15 protein-coding genes are annotated in these 16243 nt (G+C 72.7%); 9 read left to right on the top strand and 6 right to left on the bottom strand.

Features of this window, described 5'->3' with window-relative positions; genetic code table 11:
* Positions 1-3 precede the first annotated feature (3 nt).
* Positions 4-2697, top strand: a complete 2694-nt coding sequence (gene ppdK, locus SHK17_RS06935) for a pyruvate, phosphate dikinase (protein WP_322921548.1) — start codon at positions 4-6, stop codon at positions 2695-2697.
* Here ppdK and SHK17_RS06930 read toward each other — a convergent pair.
* Positions 2683-3639 (bottom strand): tetratricopeptide repeat protein, encoded by a 957-nt coding sequence (locus SHK17_RS06930; RefSeq protein ID WP_322424547.1) that lies wholly within the window; start codon positions 3637-3639, stop codon positions 2683-2685. The genes ppdK and SHK17_RS06930 overlap by 15 nt on opposite strands.
* 59 nt (positions 3640-3698) lie before the next feature.
* On the opposite strand from SHK17_RS06930, the gene SHK17_RS06925 reads away from it, so the two are divergent.
* From SHK17_RS06925 to SHK17_RS06915, 3 genes are all read left to right on the top strand, one after another.
* Positions 3699-4286: a GtrA family protein gene (locus SHK17_RS06925; protein WP_322921547.1), complete on the top strand. Its 588-nt coding sequence runs from the start codon at positions 3699-3701 to the stop codon at positions 4284-4286.
* A 137-nt stretch (positions 4287-4423) separates the two neighbouring features.
* Positions 4424-5155, top strand: coding sequence for an SDR family oxidoreductase (locus tag SHK17_RS06920; protein WP_322424549.1), 732 nt, complete (start codon positions 4424-4426; stop codon positions 5153-5155).
* 184 nt (positions 5156-5339) lie between these two features.
* Entirely contained in the window at positions 5340-5834 is a 495-nt protein-coding gene (locus SHK17_RS06915) for a hypothetical protein (protein ID WP_322921546.1), read from the top strand.
* On the opposite strand, the gene meaB is transcribed toward SHK17_RS06915, so the two are convergent.
* Positions 5825-6784: a methylmalonyl Co-A mutase-associated GTPase MeaB gene (gene meaB, locus SHK17_RS06910; protein ID WP_322921545.1), complete on the bottom strand. Its 960-nt coding sequence runs from the start codon at positions 6782-6784 to the stop codon at positions 5825-5827. The genes SHK17_RS06915 and meaB overlap by 10 nt on opposite strands.
* A gap of 19 nt (positions 6785-6803) precedes the next feature.
* Complete coding sequence (locus tag SHK17_RS06905; RefSeq protein WP_322921544.1) at positions 6804-8000, bottom strand: acetyl-CoA C-acetyltransferase; 1197 nt, start codon at positions 7998-8000, stop codon at positions 6804-6806.
* Positions 8001-8209: 209 nt separating this feature from the next.
* On the opposite strand from SHK17_RS06905, the gene mce reads away from it, so the two are divergent.
* From mce to SHK17_RS06885, 4 genes are all read left to right on the top strand, one after another.
* Positions 8210-8680 carry a methylmalonyl-CoA epimerase gene (gene mce / locus SHK17_RS06900; protein WP_172270879.1) on the top strand — a complete coding sequence of 157 codons (471 nt, stop codon included), beginning with the start codon at positions 8210-8212 and terminating at the stop codon, positions 8678-8680.
* A 100-nt stretch (positions 8681-8780) separates the two neighbouring features.
* Positions 8781-10121 (top strand): crotonyl-CoA carboxylase/reductase, encoded by a 1341-nt coding sequence (ccrA, locus tag SHK17_RS06895; protein WP_322424553.1) that lies wholly within the window; start codon positions 8781-8783, stop codon positions 10119-10121.
* A gap of 181 nt (positions 10122-10302) precedes the next feature.
* Positions 10303-11625, top strand: coding sequence for a DivIVA domain-containing protein (locus SHK17_RS06890; protein ID WP_322921543.1), 1323 nt, complete (start codon positions 10303-10305; stop codon positions 11623-11625).
* 71 nt (positions 11626-11696) lie between these two features.
* On the top strand, positions 11697-13007 hold the full coding sequence (locus SHK17_RS06885) for an AI-2E family transporter (protein WP_322921542.1): 1311 nt from the start codon (positions 11697-11699) through the stop codon (positions 13005-13007).
* On the opposite strand, the gene SHK17_RS06880 is transcribed toward SHK17_RS06885, so the two are convergent.
* Complete coding sequence (locus tag SHK17_RS06880; RefSeq protein ID WP_322921541.1) at positions 12985-13971, bottom strand: EamA family transporter; 987 nt, start codon at positions 13969-13971, stop codon at positions 12985-12987. The genes SHK17_RS06885 and SHK17_RS06880 overlap by 23 nt on opposite strands.
* Before the next feature lie 37 nt (positions 13972-14008).
* On the opposite strand from SHK17_RS06880, the gene SHK17_RS06875 reads away from it, so the two are divergent.
* The gene (locus SHK17_RS06875; protein WP_172270870.1) at positions 14009-14545 is read left to right on the top strand and encodes a CGNR zinc finger domain-containing protein; all 537 of its coding nucleotides are present in this window, start codon (positions 14009-14011) and stop codon (positions 14543-14545) included.
* Between the two features lie 45 nt (positions 14546-14590).
* Here the strand turns inward: SHK17_RS06875 and SHK17_RS06870 are convergent, their stop codons facing one another.
* Both SHK17_RS06870 and SHK17_RS06865 read right to left on the bottom strand, forming a co-directional pair.
* On the bottom strand, positions 14591-15358 hold the full coding sequence (locus SHK17_RS06870; RefSeq protein ID WP_322921540.1) for an alpha/beta fold hydrolase: 768 nt from the start codon (positions 15356-15358) through the stop codon (positions 14591-14593).
* Positions 15359-15442: 84 nt separating this feature from the next.
* Positions 15443-16204, bottom strand: coding sequence for a hypothetical protein (locus SHK17_RS06865; RefSeq protein WP_322921539.1), 762 nt, complete (start codon positions 16202-16204; stop codon positions 15443-15445).
* Positions 16205-16243: the final 39 nt, after the last annotated feature.

Below are 16243 nucleotides of genomic sequence, written 5' to 3'. Positions count from 1 at the left end.
TGCATGACCTGGGTCTACGAGTTCGCAGAGGGAAGCAAGGACCAGAAGGACCTCCTGGGCGGCAAGGGAGCCAACCTCGCCGAGATGACGCGCCTCGGCCTCCCGGTGCCGCCGGGCTTCACGATCTCGACCGAGACCTGCCGGGCCTACCTCGCCCTGAAGGAGACGGGCGAGGGCGATGAGCCCGAGGGCCTCGCGGACGAGGTCAGCAAGCACCTGGCCGCGCTCGAGGAGGCGATGGGCAAGAAGCTCGGCGACGCGGAGGACCCGCTGCTGGTCTCGGTGCGCTCCGGCGCGAAGTTCTCGATGCCCGGGATGATGGAGACGGTGCTCAACGTCGGGCTCAACGACGTCTCCGTCGGCGGCCTGGCGGCCCGCAGCGAGTCCGAGCGGTTCGCGCTGGACTCCTACCGCCGACTGCTGCAGATGTTCGGCGGCACCGTCCTGCACGTGGACGGCGAGCGGTTCTCCGACGCGCTCGACGAGGTGAAGAAGGCCAAGGGCACCGAGTCCGACCTCGACCTCGACGCCGACGACCTGCGTGGCGTGGTCGAGGCCTTCAAGGCGATCATCGCCGAGGACACGGGCCGCGACTTCCCCCAGGACCCGCGCGAGCAGATGGACCTCGCCATCCGCGCCGTCTTCGACTCGTGGAACACCGACCGCGCCCGGCTCTACCGCCGCCAGGAGCGGATCCCGGAGGACCTCGGCACGGCGGTCAACGTGCAGGCGATGGTCTTCGGCAACTTCGGCATGGACTCCGGCTCCGGCGTCGCCTTCACCCGTGACCCGGCCAGCGGCGCGCAGGGCGAGTACGGCGACTACCTGCAGAACGCGCAGGGCGAGGACGTCGTGGCCGGGATCCGCAACACCGTCTCCCTGGCCGACATGGCTGAGATCGACCGGCAGTCGCACGACGACCTGCTGGAGATCATGACGCGGCTCGAGCGCCACTACCGCGACATGTGCGACATCGAGTTCACCGTCGAGCGCGGCAAGCTGTGGATGCTCCAGACCCGCGTCGGCAAGCGCACGCCCGAGGCCGCGTTCCGGATCGCGATCCACATGGTCGACGAGGGCCTGATCCAGATGGACGAGGCGGTGCTGCGGGTCACCGGCGACCAGCTCGCCCAGCTGATGTTCCCCCGCTTCGACGCCGAGGCCGAGCGCACGCTGCTCGCGAAGGGCATGAACGCCTCCCCCGGCGCCGCCGTCGGCAAGGCCGTCTTCGACTCCGACACCGCGGTCGCGTGGGCCGAGCGCGGCGAGGACGTCATCCTCGTCCGCAAGGAGACCAACCCCGACGACCTGCGCGGCATGGTCGCAGCGCAGGGCATCCTCACCAGCCGCGGCGGCAAGACCTCGCACGCGGCCGTCGTGGCGCGCGGCATGGGGCGTACGTGCGTGTGCGGCGCAGAGTCCCTCGACGTCGACACCAAGGCCAAGCAGTTCACCGTCCGCGACGGAGAGACCGTCAGCGAGGGTGACGTCATCTCGATCGACGGCACCACCGGCGAGGTGTTCGCCGGCGCCGTCCCCGTCGCCGACTCGGTCGTCGTGCGCCACTTCGAGGGCGAGAAGCTCGACGACGACCTCGCGCACGCCGTGGCGCGGATCATGGCCCACGCCGACGGCGCCCGCCGGCTGCGGATCCGCACCAACGCCGACACCCCCGACGACGCCGCCCGCGCCCGGCGCTTCGGAGCCCAGGGCATCGGGCTGTGCCGCACCGAGCACATGTTCCTCGGCGAGCGCCGCGAGCTGGTCGAGAAGCTCATCGTCGCCGAGGACGAGGCCGGCGTGGAGGCCGCGCTCACCGAGCTGCTCCCCCTGCAGCGCCAGGACTTCACCGAGATCCTCGAGGCCATGGACGGCCTGCCGGTCACCATCCGGCTGCTCGACCCGCCGCTGCACGAGTTCCTGCCCGACCTCACCGAGCTGAGCGTCGAGGTGGCGCTGGCCGAGGAGCGGGGCACGGTCGACGAGCACGACGCAGCGCTCCTCAAGCACGTCCGGCGCCTCCACGAGCAGAACCCGATGCTGGGCCTGCGCGGCGTGCGCCTCGGCATCCAGATCCCCGGCCTGTTCCGGATGCAGGCCCGCGCGATCGCCGAGGCGGCGGCGGACCGCATGGCCGCCCACGGCACGCCGCGCCCGGAGATCATGGTGCCGCTGGTGGCGAGCGTGCGAGAGCTGGAGATCGTCCGCCACGAGATCGAGGAGGTCATCGCCGAGGTCGAGGAGGCCAAGGGCGTCGCGCTCGACATCTCGATCGGCACGATGATCGAGCTTCCCCGGGCCGCGTTCCTCGCCGACCGGATCGCCAAGGCCGCCGACTTCTTCTCCTTCGGCACCAACGACCTCACCCAGATGGCGTGGGGCTTCTCCCGCGACGACGTCGAGTCGTCGTTCTTCTCGCGCTACTTCGAGCACGGGATCTTCGACGTCTCGCCGTTCGAGTCGCTGGACCAGCGCGGCGTCGGCGGCATGGTCGAGATGGGAACGGCGAAGGGCCGCGAGACCCGGCCCGACCTCAAGGTCGGCGTGTGCGGCGAGCACGGCGGTGACCCGCTGTCGGTGCACTTCTTCGACCGCATCGGGCTCAACTACGTCTCGTGCTCGCCGTTCCGGGTGCCGGTCGCCCGTCTCGAGGCCGGCCGCTCCATCCTCGAGAAGCGGCCCTCAGAAGAGCGCTGAGGCCAGGTTGCGTCGACCCGCGAGCACGCGCGGGTCGTCGTTGCCGACCGCGGCGAACAGGCCGAGCAGGTGGTCGCGCGCCTTCGACCGCTCGGGGTCCGCGGTGCGGGCGACGAGGTTGACCAGCCGGGTGAAGGCGTCCTCGACGTGCCCGCCGAGCATGTCGAGGTCGGCCACCAGCGTCTGCGCGTCGACGTCGTCGGGGTTGTCGGCCGCGGCCGAGCGCGCCTGGGCGAGGTCGACGCCCTGGGTGCGCTGCATGACCTTGGCGATCGCGAGGCCGCCGGCCGCCTCGACGTCGGCCGGGTTGGCGTCCACGAGCTTCTGGTACTCCGCGACCGCGCGGTCGATGTCGCCCTCGGCGAGCGCGTCCTGGGCGGGCGCGTAGCGCGGGTCCACCGCCTCCTCATCACCCTCGGCTGCGGGAGCCGCGACCGAGCGCGGCTGGTGCCGGCCGGTGACGCCCTGCGCGGTGAGCTGCTGGCCGACCTGGGTCAGGGCCGTGCGCAGCTCGGCGATCGGGAGCGCGTCCTGCAGCAGCGGCATGGGCCGGCCGTCCACGACGGCCACCACGAGCGGGATGGACGGGATCTGCATCGCCTGCGCGATCTGCGGCACCGCGTCGATGTCGACCAGCCCGAGCAGGTAGCGGCCCTCGTGCTCCTCGACGACCGTGGCGAGGTCGTCGGCGAGCTGCCCGCTCTCCGGCATCCGGGTGCGGGAGTAGAACGCCAGGAGGACCGGCGCCGTCATCGACTGCTCGAGCAGGCCCTGGAAGCTCTGCTCGTCGACGAGCACGGTGTACGACGACCCGCCACCGGTCGGCGTACCGGGCTGGGTCGGGGCGGCGCCTCGGGGCGCGGGCTGCGGGGCCTGCGGGGCGGGCTTGCCCAGCCCGGAGAGGTCGATGGCACCTGGGCGGCTGAACGGCTGCTGCGTCATGGGCCAAAGTCTAGGGAGAAGCGCCAGCCCGGCGGGCACGGGTCGGTAGCCTCGACGACATGGCCTCTCGGGGAGCAGCGCTGCTGACGCGCCATCGGCGCAACCTCACGCTGCTGGCCCGCTTCGGCGCGGTCGGAGCGACCGGCGTGGTCGTCAACATGCTCACGCTCATCGTGCTGCGCAAGCTCGGTCCCCACTTCGACGACGCGGTGGTCGCGATCGGCTCCTCGGACTACAACCTCCGCTGGTACCACGTGTACTCGACGCTCGCCTTCCTCGTCGCCAACCTCGCCAACTTCCAGCTCAACCGCACGTGGACCTTCCGGAGCACCCGGGCGGCGAGCTGGCGCTCGGAGTACTGGCCGTTCCTGGTCGTCGGCCTCGGCGGGCAGGTCGTCGGCCTGGCGCTGCTGACCTCGCTGATGCACCCCGGCTCGCCCATGAGCCTGCCCAGCAGCGTCTTCGACGACTCCTCGGGGCTGCGCAGCCGGCTCTACTGGTCGCAGCTGATCGTCATCGCCCTGGTCACGCCGCTGTCCTTCGTGCTCAACAAGATGTGGACCTTCGCCGCGGTCCGCGGCGTCGGCGCGGTGGGCGTCGCCCCCGTCCCGGACGCTCCGGCGAAGCCCGCCGTGAGGGTGGAGTGACGGCTGGGGACGGTGTGGCCCGCCGCTGAGGCGGGGCCGACGGACTGTGGCCGAACTGGGCACCGGCTCGCCTATCTCGGCACGCCTACTGCGTGGTAGAACTTGCGCCGGGAGCTCGACGGAGGGGACGCCACGGCATGACGACATCGGGGTCGTACGACTTCACGGGCTATCAGGTCCTCGTGGTCGGCGGCACGCGCGGCGAGGGCCACACCATCGCGTCGTCGTTCGCCGCCTCAGGTGCGTCCGTGACGGTCACCGGCACGATGATGCTGCGCTCCCTCTACGACAGCGACCTGTCGGCCTTCGACTACGAGTCGGTCAACCTCGCCCGGCAGGACTCGATCGACAACCTCGTCGGGCTCGTCGACCACATCGACGTGCTCGTGCTCGCCGCGTCGTGCCACCTGCCGTTCGGCCTCCCCGCTGGTGAGCAGGCCTTCATCGCCGAGGCGGTCCGCTCGGGCCTGCTCGGGCCGACCTTCCTCACCACCCGGTTGCGGCTCAAGCTCAGCAAGAGCCCGGCGCTCGGCGGCGGGTGCGTCGTCAACACCGGCGCCGTACGCGCCTGGCTGGAGCTGTCCTCGACCCCCGAGGCCGCGCACGCCCAGCTCGTCGACACGACCGCCCGCGCGGGCGAGCAGTGGGCCGGGCTCGGCGTCCGGGTCAACTCCGTCACGCAGGCGCCCCGCACCGTCCTGCCCCGCCAGTACGCCCCGTCGGCCCCCGTCGGCGGCAGCCGGGTCGCCGGGGGCACGCTCGTCCGCACCCAGCAGCAGCGGGTCGGCGACGCGGTCGCCGACGCCGCGCTCTTCCTCGCCAGCAGTGCCGCCTCCCGGATCACCGGGCACACGCTGCGCATCGGCTGACCGATCGGTCGAGCCCGTCCGGCACGGGTCTCCGGTCAATCCGGATGGTTTATGCCGAAATCACCCGCGCGCCGAGAGGGCCGCGGTTACGGTTCGTGCACAAACATCCACAAGACATCCACAAGCGCTGATCGGCCGACTCGGGCTCCGTCGCTCCTCGTCACTCGGAAGGGACGTGCTCACCATGACCGCCGAACTCATCTCCTCTCCCTCCCGCCGGCTCGGCGCCGGATGGGCGGGGCGTGCCTCGCACCTGCGCCGCCAGCAGGTCCGCTCCCGCGAGTCCGAGCAGGCCGCCCGGGTCCAGAAGCTGTGGGACCAGCTCGTCGAGGTGCTGCGTGACATCGACACCCCGACGTCGGCCGTGCTGTGCACCGCCGGCGGCGCCCCGGTGGCGATCCACGGGCTGGGCCGGGCCGACCTCGTCCGGGCCGCCCAGGTGACCGGCAGCCTCTTCGCCGAGCACGCCTCCCCGGCCGCATCCGCACCCGGTGCCGTGCCCGACGCCGTCGAGCTCAGCGCGGACGGGCGCACCACGGTGATCGCCTGCGTGTCCGGCGACGCGGCGGGCGACCACCTGCTCTCGGTGACCGCGGAGGGCGTCAGCGCGCCCCTGCTCCACGCGTGGACGCGCCGCGCCGCGGCGGACCTCGGCGAGGTGCTGTCGGCTCAGTCCTGAGCCAGGAGCTCGTCGGCCGCCGCGTAGGGGTCGACGTCGCCGGCGGCCACCCTGCCGGCCAGGCCGTCGAGGTCCCCCCGACCACCCGCCCCGCCCCAGCGCTCGCGGAGCGCGGCGAGCGCGATGGCCTCGACCTCGCGGCGGGCCCGGGCCGTACGCCGACGGGCGAGCCCGCCCGACTCCGCGAGCCAGGCGGCGTGCCGGTCGACCTCGGCCAGCACCTCGTCGATGCCCGTGCCGGTGCTGGCGACGGTCCGGAGCACGGGCGGTCGCCACGCGCCCTCGGGCCGGTCGGCCATCGAGAGCATCGTCCGCAGCTCGCGGCGGGTCCGGTCGGCGCCGTCGCGGTCGGCCTTGTTGACGACGTACAGGTCACCGATCTCCAGGATGCCGGCCTTGGCCGCCTGGATCCCATCGCCCATCCCGGGCGCCACCAGCACGAGGGTGGTGTCGGCCAGGCCGGCGACCTCGACCTCGCTCTGCCCGACGCCGACCGTCTCCACGACGACCACGTCACAGCCCGCGGCGTCGAGCACCCGCACCGCCTGCGGCGTCGACCAGGCCAGCCCGCCCAGGTGCCCGCGAGCACCCATGGAGCGGATGAAGACGTCGCGGTCGAGGGCGTGGTCGCCCATCCGCACGCGGTCACCGAGCAGCGCTCCCCCGGAGAACGGCGACGACGGGTCGATGGCGAGCACCCCCACCCGCCGGCCGGCACGGCGCATCCCGGCCACGAGGGCGTTGGTCGAGGTGGACTTGCCGACGCCGGGAGGCCCGGTGATGCCCAGCACGTGCGCGCGGCCGACGTGCTCGCGCAGCGCCGACATCACCTCCCGCAGCAGCGGGGAGGCGTCCTCGACCAGCGTGATCAGTCGCGCGACCGCGGCGGGGTCGCCCTGACGGGCACGCGCGACGAGGTCGGGGACCGCCGGGGCACCCCGTCCGCCCACGCGTGCCCCGCCCACGCGATCAGGAGGGGACGCGGACGATCAGGGCGTCGCCCTGGCCGCCACCGCCGCACAGCGCGGCGGCACCGACGCCGCCTCCGCGGCGCTTGAGCTCGAGCGCGAGGGTCAGCACGACACGGGTGCCGGACATGCCGACCGGGTGGCCCAGCGCGATCGCACCGCCGTTGACGTTGACCTTGGCGTCCTCGATGCCCAGCTCGCGGGCCGAGGAGATGCCCACGGCGGCGAAGGCCTCGTTGAACTCGACGAGGTCGAGATCGGCCGGCGAGATGCCCTCCTTCTCGCACGCCCTGGCCGTCGCGGCCGCAGGCTGGAGCTGGAGGGTCGAGTCGGGACCGGCGACCTGGCCGTGCGCGCCGATCTCGGCGAGCCAGGTCAGGCCGAGCTCCTCGGCCCTGGCCTTGCTCATCACGACGACGGCGGCGGCGCCGTCGGAGATCTGCGACGCGGAGCCCGCGGTCACGGTGCCGTCCTTGCTGAAGGCCGGGCGCAGCTTGGCGAGCGACTCCACGGTGGTGTCGCCGCGCACACCCTCGTCCTCGCTGACCACGACCGGCTCGCCCCGGCGCTGAGGCACCTCGACGGGGACCACCTCGTCGGCGAAGACGCCGTTCTTCCAGGCGACGGCGGCCTTCTGGTGGGAGTAGGCGGCGAAGGTGTCCTGCTCCTCGCGGGTGAGGTTGGCGCCGGCCGCGTTGCACTCCTCGGTGAGCAGGCCCATGGCCTGGGAGGTGAACTGGTCGAAGAGCGCGTCGTAGGCCATCGAGTCGACGAGCTGGACGTCGCCGAACTTCACGCCCTCGCGCGACTTGGGCAGGAAGTGGGGCGCGTTGGTCATCGACTCCATGCCGCCCGCGACGACGATGTCGCACTCGCCCGCGCGCACGAGCTGGTCGGCCAGCGCAATGGCGTTGAGACCGGACAGGCACACCTTGTTGATGGTGATCGACGGCACCGTCATCGGGATGCCGCCCTTGACCGCGGCCGTGCGGGCCGGGTTCTGCCCGGCGCCGGCCTGGATGACCTGGCCCATGATCACGTAGTCGACCTGGTCACCGGTGACGCCCGCCTTCTCGAGGGCGCCCTTGATCGCGACACCACCGAGGTCGGCGGCCGTCTGGTCCTTGAGGCCGCCGAGCAGGCGGCCGATCGGCGTACGTGCCCCCGCGACGAGGACGGAGACGTCGGATCCGGTCATGGGCTTCCTCCAGGGTGCGGTCGAGCAGTGGGGTCGAGCGTGGGGTCGAGCGTGGGGTCGAGCGAGCGGGCGGGGCGTGCTTGCCCCGGGGCCTCCTCGGACGATACCCATGCCACCGGCCCCTCCGGCAGGGTGCGCCGGGCGGCCGCCGTGAGGCACACGTCACACCCCCTCGCGCGCCACCGCCCCGGAGTGCACGATGTGCTGCCATGAGCACCCCCGCGCTGCCCGACGACGTCCAGCACCTCTTCACGGCGATCGACCACGTCGGCATCGCGGTGCCCGACCTCGACGTCGCCCTGGCGTTCTACCGCGACACCTACGGCATGCAGGTCCTGCACGAGGAGGTCAACGAGGAGCAGGGCGTGCGCGAGGCGATGGTGGGCGTCGGCGGCACCGACTCCAACCCCAGCGGCTCCTGCCTGCAGCTCCTCGCGCCGCTGACCCCGGAGTCGACCATCGCCAAGTTCCTGGACCGCAGCGGCCCGGGCCTGCAGCAGCTCGCCTTCCGGGTCGACGACGTGGAGCACGCGGCCGCCGTGCTGCGCGAGCGCGGGCTGCGCCTGCTCTACGACGCGCCGCGGCGTGGCACGGCGGGCAGCCGGGTCAACTTCGTCCACCCCAAGGACGCCGGCGGGGTGCTCGTCGAGCTGGTCGAGCCGGCCGCCTCACCTCACTGACCGGCGACCGACGCGACGTATCTCACACCCCGGACCGCGCAAGGTTACTCGCCGGTACGCTGCCCCGATCGTGCCACCGATGCCTCACCAGGAGACAGCCGTGCAGAACATCCTCGACGCCATCCAGTCCGGCAGTGCCACCACGGAGGACTTCGCCTCCCTGGAGCTCCCCGAGTCCTACCGCGCCGCCTTCGTGAAGAAGGACGAGGTCGACATGTTCGAGGGCCTGACGGCGAAGGAGAAGGACCCGCGCAGGTCGCTCCACGTCGACGAGGTCCCGCTCCCCGAGCTCGGCCCGGGTGAGGCCTTCGTCGCCGTGATGGCCTCCGCCATCAACTACAACACGGTGTGGACCTCGATCTTCGAGCCCGTCTCCACGTTCGGCTTCCTCGAGCGCTACGGCCGCAGCTCGGAGCTCACCAAGCGCCACGACCTGCCCTACCACGTCGTCGGCTCCGACCTGTCCGGCGTCGTGCTCAAGACCGGCCCCGGCGTCACCCGCTGGAAGCCCGGCGACCGGGTCGTCGCGCACTGCCTCTCGGTCGAGCTCGAGGGTCCCGACGGTCACAACGACACGATGCTCGACACCGAGCAGCGGATCTGGGGCTTCGAGACCAACTTCGGCGGCCTCGCCGACGTGGCGATGGTCAAGGCCAACCAGCTGATGCCCAAGCCCGAGCACCTCACGTGGGAGGAGGCCGCCTCCCCCGGCCTCGTCAACTGCACGGCGTACCGCCAGCTGGTGAGCAAGAACGGCGGCGACATGAAGCAGGGCGACAACGTCCTCATCTGGGGCGCCTCCGGCGGGCTCGGCGGCTTCGCGACCCAGTACGCCCTCAACGGCGGCGCGACGCCGGTGTGCGTGGTCTCCAACGAGGAGAAGGCCGCCATCGCCCGCAGCATGGGCGCGGAGCTCATCATCAACCGCTCCGAGGAGGACTACCGGTTCTGGAACGACGAGGGCACCCAGCAGGACCCGAAGGAGTGGAAGCGGTTCGGCGCACGCATCCGTGAGCTGACCGGCGGCGAGGACATCGACATCGTCTTCGAGCACCCGGGCCGCGAGACGTTCGGTGCGTCGGTCTTCGTCACCCGCAAGGGCGGCACCATCACCACCTGCGCCTCGACGTCGGGCTACATGCACGAGTACGACAACCGCTACCTGTGGATGAACCTCAAGCGCATCATCTCCAGCCACTTCGCCAACTACCGCGAGTCGTGGGAGGCCAACCGCCTCATCGCCAAGGGCAGGATCCACCCGACCCTCTCGCGCACCTACCCGCTCGCCGCGGTCGGCCAGGCCTCCCTCGACGTCCACCAGAACGCCCACCAGGGCAAGGTCGGCGTCCTCTGCCTGGCACCCGAGGAGGGCCTCGGCGTGCTCGACCACGAGATGCGCGCCCGGCACGAGACGGCGATCAACCGCTTCCGCGGGGTCTGAGCACCGCCCGCGTACCCCCCGCACGCACGTCTCGGCACACCCCCGCACACCCCGGCCCGCCCTCGCCACGTCACGATCGCACCCCGATCGGCGAGGGCCCGCGAGCCGGGGTGTGTTTGTGTCCGGGCATCAGGGACACTGGCACCGACGCAGTCCGCACGACCTGAGAGAGGTGCCCCGCATGAGCTCCGACAAGGGCCTGTCCATCTTCGACGAGCCGGAGTCCGCCGACGGCGCAGCCGAAGAGACCCAGGTGCTGCCCGTCGCGCCCCAGGACGGACCGGACGCTCCCGCGGCCGCGGCGCCGGAGCCGCCGGCCGCCCCCGAGCAGGCCCCGTCGCCGGAGCCCGAGGCCACCCGCAAGGCGCCGATCATCCCGCCGCCGCTCCCCCAGTCCGCCCCGAGGTCTGCCCCCCGGTCCGCCCCCCGGTCCGCCCCCCGGTCCGCCCCGCCCGCGGCCCGCCCGGCCCCGGTCGACGCCCCCGCATCGGCCCCGGTCCCGCCGCCCGCCGCGGCCCCGCTGCCGGTCGTCCGGCGCGGCGGCTACGACAAGGCTGCCGTCGACCAGCGCGTCGGCCAGCTGCAGACCGAGAAGTCCGGCCTGGCCGCCAGCCTGGCCAGCAGCGAGCAGCGCGTCATCGACCTCGAGTCGGAGATGCAGCAGCTGCGCAGCGAGCTCGAGGAGCACCTCAACCCGACCTACGCCGGCCTCGGCGGACGGGCCACCTCGATGCTCAAGATGGCCGAGGACGAGGCCGCCGACGTGCGCTCGGCCGCCCAGCGCGACGCCGACGAGATCCGCACGCGGGCCGAGCGCGACGCCCACAGCATCCGCGCCGACGCGTCCCGCGAGGCCGACGACATGCGCATGGTGCAGCTCAAGGAGCTCGACGAGATGCGCTCGCGCCTCGTCACCGACGCCGAGACCGAGCGCAACCTCGCCAAGGCCGAGGCCGAGGACCTGCTGGCCGCGGCCCAGCGCGAGGCCGACCAGCTGCGCCTCGCCGCCCGGCAGGAGACCAACGAGATGCGGGTCACCGCGACCCGCGAGGCCGAGCAGGCCCGCGCCGCCGCGGACCGCGAGGTGCAGGAGGCCCGCCGCACCCTGGCGGTGGAGAAGGAGCGGCTGGCCCGCGAGGCCGCCGAGCACCACAGCAATGCCACCGCCGAGACCCAGCGGCTCGTCGCCGAGGCGGAGAACCGCGCCAACGCGGCCGAGCAGCGTGCCCGCGAGGCGACGGCCCAGGCCAACGCCCACCGCCAGCAGGCGCAGTCCGAGGCGGAGGGCCTGCTGAGCCGGGCGCGCCGCGAGGCCGAGCAGGTGGTCGCGTCCGCGCGGTCGCAGGCCGACTCCATCGGTGCCACCCGGGTCGCCGAGGCCGAGCGCGAGCTCGCCAACATCCGGGCGGAGGTCGACCGGGTCAGCAAGCGCCGCGACGCCATCACCGCACAGCTCGGAGCCCTGCACGACGTCGTCGCGGGATTCAGCGAGGACGAGTCCTGACCTGGCGCGACCGGCTCCGGGAAGCCGTGGCCCCCCGGGACGCCGGGGCCGCGGCGCCGGAGGCGGACGGGGTGCCCCACCACGTCAGCGAGCAGGCCCCGGTGCAGGTCACCGAGCAGGTCACGGAACAGGTCACCGAGCAGGTCACCGAGCAGGTCACGGAGGCGGTCGAGCAGGTCAGCGACCACGCCGACCGCGCCGAGGCGGCGGCCGACGCTGCGGAGGACGCCGCCGACGAGTCGGTCCGGTCGGCCGCGGTCATCGCCGAGCGCATCGACGACGCCACGGACCTCGTGGTCGACGAGGCGACGCCCGCGCCGTACGCCCCGGCGGAGCCGACGACGCCGCCCCTCCTGCTGCGGCACTCGCCGTTCAAGATCGGCTTCTTCGGCGCGCTCGGTGCCCTCGTCGCCGTCTTCCTCAGCCAGCAGCTGCTGAGCATCTCCTCGGTGCTGGTGCTGCTCGTCATGTCGATGTTCCTCGCGATCGGGCTCAACCCGGTCGTGGAGTTCTTCATGCGCCGGGGGATCCGCCGCGGGCTCTCGGTGCTGCTCGTGCTCGTCGTGGTGATCTCCGTCCTGACGCTGTTCGTCTTCGCGATCGCGCCGGTGATCAGCGAGCAGATCGCGGCGATCACGCGCAGCGCGCCCGGCTGGCTCGACCAGCTCCAGGACAACCGCCAGGTGCAGCGCCTCGACGACCGGTACGACGTCATCGCCCGCGCCCGCGAGTACATCGAGGAGGGCGGGTTCGGCGAGCGCGTCTTCGGCGGCGCGCTCGGCTTCGGCCTGCGGGTGCTGTCCGCGCTCACCAACAGCCTCATCGTGATCGTGCTGATGATCTACTTCCTCGCCTCGCTGCCGAGCATCAAGCACGCCGGCTACTCCCTGGCGCCGGCCTCGAAGCGGCCCCGCGTCAGCGAGCTGGGCGACCGCATCATCCGCTCGACCGGCGCCTACGTCGCCGGCGCGTTCATCGTCGCGCTGTGCGCGGGGCTCAGCACGCTCGTGTTCTCGTTCCTCATCGGGCTGAGCGACTACGCCTTCGCGCTGGCCTTCGTCGTGGGGCTGTTCTCGCTCATCCCGGTCGTCGGGGCATTCGTCTCCGGCGCGATCATGACGCTGCTCGCGCTCACCGTCTCACCGACGGTCGCGCTGGTGGCGCTCATCTACTACCTCGCCTACCAGCAGCTCGAGTCCTACTTCATCTACCCGCGCATCATGAAGAAGTCGGTCGACATCCCGGGGTCGGTGACCGTGGTCGCCGCGCTGGTGGGCGGCTCGCTGATGGGCATCATCGGCGCGCTGCTGGCCGTGCCCGTCGCGGCCGCCCTGCTGCTGCTGCACCGCGAGGTGTTCCTCAAGCGGCAGGACGCCCACTGACCTCGCGCTCGGGCACCGGCTCCACCACGAGCGGCGAGCGCCCCTCCCCCAGCTTGACGACCACGACGCCGGCCAGCACCAGGAGGCCTCCGGCCATCTGGATCGCCCGGGGCAGCTCCCCCAGGACCAGCCAGGCGAAGACGACCGCTGCGAGGACCTCGCCGAGCGCGACGAACGACGCGAGCCGGCTGCCCAGGCGGCGCCCGGCCGCGATGCCGGTGACGTAGGCGAGCGCAGCCGTCACGAGTCCGAGCGCGACGACGGGCAGCCACCACACCACCTCGCGTCCGTCGTAGACGGCGTCGGCGGTCGAGGCGTCGAAGGGCAGCACGCCCACCAGCCCGGCGACGACCAGGACCGTCGCACCGACGAGCAGCCCGCCGGCGGCCAGGGTGATGCCCGGCAGGCCGTTGTCCTCGTCGGCCGAGATCACGAAGTAGGTCGCCGCACCCACCATGGCGCCGAGGGCCCACAGCACCCCGGCCGTGCTGAGCTCGGCGCCCGAGACGACGTCGAGCACGAGCACCAGGCCCGTCGCGGCGATCGCGGCCCCGAGCAGCGTCAGTCCCGAGGGACGGTGGCCGTGGCGCAGCCACAGCCAGACCACGACGGCCACTGGCGCGGTGTACTCGAGGAGCAGCGCGACGCTGACCTGCATGTAGGTGACGGCGTAGAAGTAGCACAGCTGGGCCCCGGCGACGGCCGCGACGCCGTAGACCACGATGAGGCCGGCGTTGTCGCGCACCAGGTGCCAGCGACCGCGCAGCGCCAGGGCGCCCGGCACGACGAGCACCGCGGCGGCGATGGCGACCCGCAGGGCGACGGTGGCGCCCGCGCTCCAGCCGGTGTCGAGCAGGCCCCGGGCCAGGACTCCGGACATGCCGAACGACGTCGCCGACACCACGGCGAAGAGCAGGCCGGCGGCGGTCCGGGAGGATCGGGTGTCATGTGTCAAAGCCGTCACGGTCATGACCGTAGGCGGGTCGGTGTAATGTGTCAACATGCTTTTCACGGATGACACGGACGCGGCCCTCCAGGCGGCCGTCGCCCTCGTCAACTCGACCGACGAGCCCGGCGACCCGCTCGGGTCGGTCGAGGACCTCTCGGCGTTCCTCGCCTCGTGGTCCTACACCGGGCGGCACGACGCGACGCCCGCCGAGCTGGCGGCCGTGCGCCGGCTGCGCCCCGCGCTCAAGGAGCTGCTGCTGGCCGAGCGGGACGAGGCCGCGGGCATCGTCAACGGCATGCTCGCGAAGGCCCGGGCACTCCCCCAGCTCCAGCGCCACGACAGCTGGGACTGGCACCTGCACGCCGTGGGCCCCGACCGACCGCTCGACGAGCGTGTCGTCGTCGAGACGGCGATGGCCATGGTCGACGTGATCCGTGCCGACGAGATGTCGCGCCTCGACCGCTGCGCCGCGGACGACTGCGACGACGTCGTGCTCGACCTCTCGCGCAACCGCTCCCGGCGCTACTGCTCGACCACGTGCGGCAACCGCGAGGCCGTCGCGGCCTACCGGGCCCGGCAGAAGGCCTGAGGTCCGGGCGGCCGGGCCGGTCTTCAGTCCGACCTCGGTCCGATCTCAGGCCAGGAACCGGCGCAGCACCTCGAGGAAGACCTCCGGCTGCTCGGAGTGCACCCAGTGCCCGGCGCCCTTCACCAGGACGCGGCGGTTGCGCGGGAACCGTCGGTCCATCTCGCCGGCGTGCTCGTCGGAGATGTAGTCCGAGCCCGCCCCACCGACCCACAGCACCGGTCCGTCGTACGTCGCCGGGCCGAGCGCCTCGCCCGGCCAGCCGGTCAGCGACGCCATGTGCTCGCCGAGGAGGTCGAGGTTGACCTGCCAGCGCCAGCCGTCCTCGGTGCGCCTGAGGTTCTGCAGCAGGAAGCTGCGCACCACCGGGTTGGGCACCGCCTCGCGCAGCGCCTCCTCGGCCTGCTCGCGCCGCTCGATCGAGGCGACGTCCATCCCCCGCATGGTCTCGATGTAGCCGACGAACTCCCGCCCACTGGCGTACGCCACCGGCGCGACGTCGACGACCACCAGCCGCTCGACCAGCTCCGGGTGGCGCAGCGCGAGGCACATCGCGATCTTCCCGCCCATCGAGTGGCCGACGAGCGTGACCGGCTCGTCGCCGATCGCGTCGGCGACGATGTCGGCGAGGTCGAGGTAGTCGAACGTCTCCGTCCACGGCGAGCGCCCGTGGTTGGGCATGTCGAGGAGCAGGACGCGGTGGTCGGCGCTGAGCGCCTTGGCGATCTGCGTCCAGTTGCGCCCCTGTCCGAAGAGGCCGTGGCAGAAGACGACGCGCGACCCCGTCTGGCCGAGCTCGGTGCGGTGCAGGCTCACCGGCCCATCCTCCCGCACGGTCCGCCCGGTCACGGCGGCGGGAGCCGCCGCGCCGGTCCGAGCGTGCCCCGGGCGGGGGTCGGACTAGAAGTCGAACCCGTCGAACAGGTCGCCGATGCCGTCGCCGATGCCGCCGAACATGTCGCCGATGCCCTCGCCGATGGCTCCGATGCCCTCACCGAGGCCGTCGAAGCCGCCGCCGAAGAGCATGCCCATGAACATCCAGTCCATCGGGCCGAACCCGCCGAAGTAGCCCTGGGCGTAGGGCTGGTAGGCCCGGCCGCCCTGCCAGTAGGGCACGCGCCGCGAGCCGACCATGACCTTGCGGATGTCGGGCTCGGCGCCGGCGCGGACCCGCTCCACGTCGAGCGCGCACGCCGGGACGTCGCGCGACGCGCCGCCCGGCGGCGTCCACGGGACGTCGGCGACGGACAGCCCGTGGCGCGGGTCGAAGAAGCACGGCGGGCGGCGCGTCGGGAGCGGCTGTCCGGCCACCCGCGCGCGGACGCACGCCATCGCGTAGCGGCCGTCCTCGAGGATCTCGGTGACGTGCCTGACGTCCTCGGGCCTCGTCAGCCCGGCGGCGGCGACCTTGGCGGACTCGTAGGAGTCGAGGGCGCGCTGGTAGTCGGCGTTGGCGCCCGGGTCCAGCGGCTCGCCGGCCAGGTCGATGTCGAGGTCCTGGAGCTCGACGCCGAGGGCGGTGACGTCCTCCTCGGCGAGCCTCTTCACGGGCGCCACCTCGGCCTCGACGCGCGCCAGCTCGCGCTTCTTGCCCGTCTTCCCCGCCGTGACGGCGACCGCCGTCAACCCGCCGAGGACGACCAGCACGAGGACGAGTTCCATGCATCCAGCGTACGCAGCCGCGGCAACCGCTCAGCGGCG

Origin of the sequence: Nocardioides renjunii (genome assembly GCF_034661175.1) — a bacterium.
In the GTDB taxonomy this organism is placed as follows: Bacteria; Actinomycetota; Actinomycetes; order Propionibacteriales; family Nocardioidaceae; genus Nocardioides; species Nocardioides renjunii.
This window is presented reverse-complemented; position numbering and strand designations above follow the sequence as displayed.

Coding starts and splice junctions, on each gene's coding strand:
- ppdK (WP_322921548.1), top strand. CDS start 4: ATGACCTGGGTCTACGAGTTCGCAGAGGGAAGCAAGGACCAGAAGGAC.
- SHK17_RS06930 (WP_322424547.1), bottom strand. CDS start 3,639: ATGACGCAGCAGCCGTTCAGCCGCCCAGGTGCCATCGACCTCTCCGGG.
- SHK17_RS06925 (WP_322921547.1), top strand. CDS start 3,699: ATGGCCTCTCGGGGAGCAGCGCTGCTGACGCGCCATCGGCGCAACCTC.
- SHK17_RS06920 (WP_322424549.1), top strand. CDS start 4,424: ATGACGACATCGGGGTCGTACGACTTCACGGGCTATCAGGTCCTCGTG.
- SHK17_RS06915 (WP_322921546.1), top strand. CDS start 5,340: ATGACCGCCGAACTCATCTCCTCTCCCTCCCGCCGGCTCGGCGCCGGA.
- SHK17_RS06905 (WP_322921544.1), bottom strand. CDS start 8,000: ATGACCGGATCCGACGTCTCCGTCCTCGTCGCGGGGGCACGTACGCCG.
- mce (WP_172270879.1), top strand. CDS start 8,210: ATGAGCACCCCCGCGCTGCCCGACGACGTCCAGCACCTCTTCACGGCG.
- SHK17_RS06890 (WP_322921543.1), top strand. CDS start 10,303: ATGAGCTCCGACAAGGGCCTGTCCATCTTCGACGAGCCGGAGTCCGCC.
- SHK17_RS06875 (WP_172270870.1), top strand. CDS start 14,009: ATGCTTTTCACGGATGACACGGACGCGGCCCTCCAGGCGGCCGTCGCC.
- SHK17_RS06865 (WP_322921539.1), bottom strand. CDS start 16,204: ATGGAACTCGTCCTCGTGCTGGTCGTCCTCGGCGGGTTGACGGCGGTC.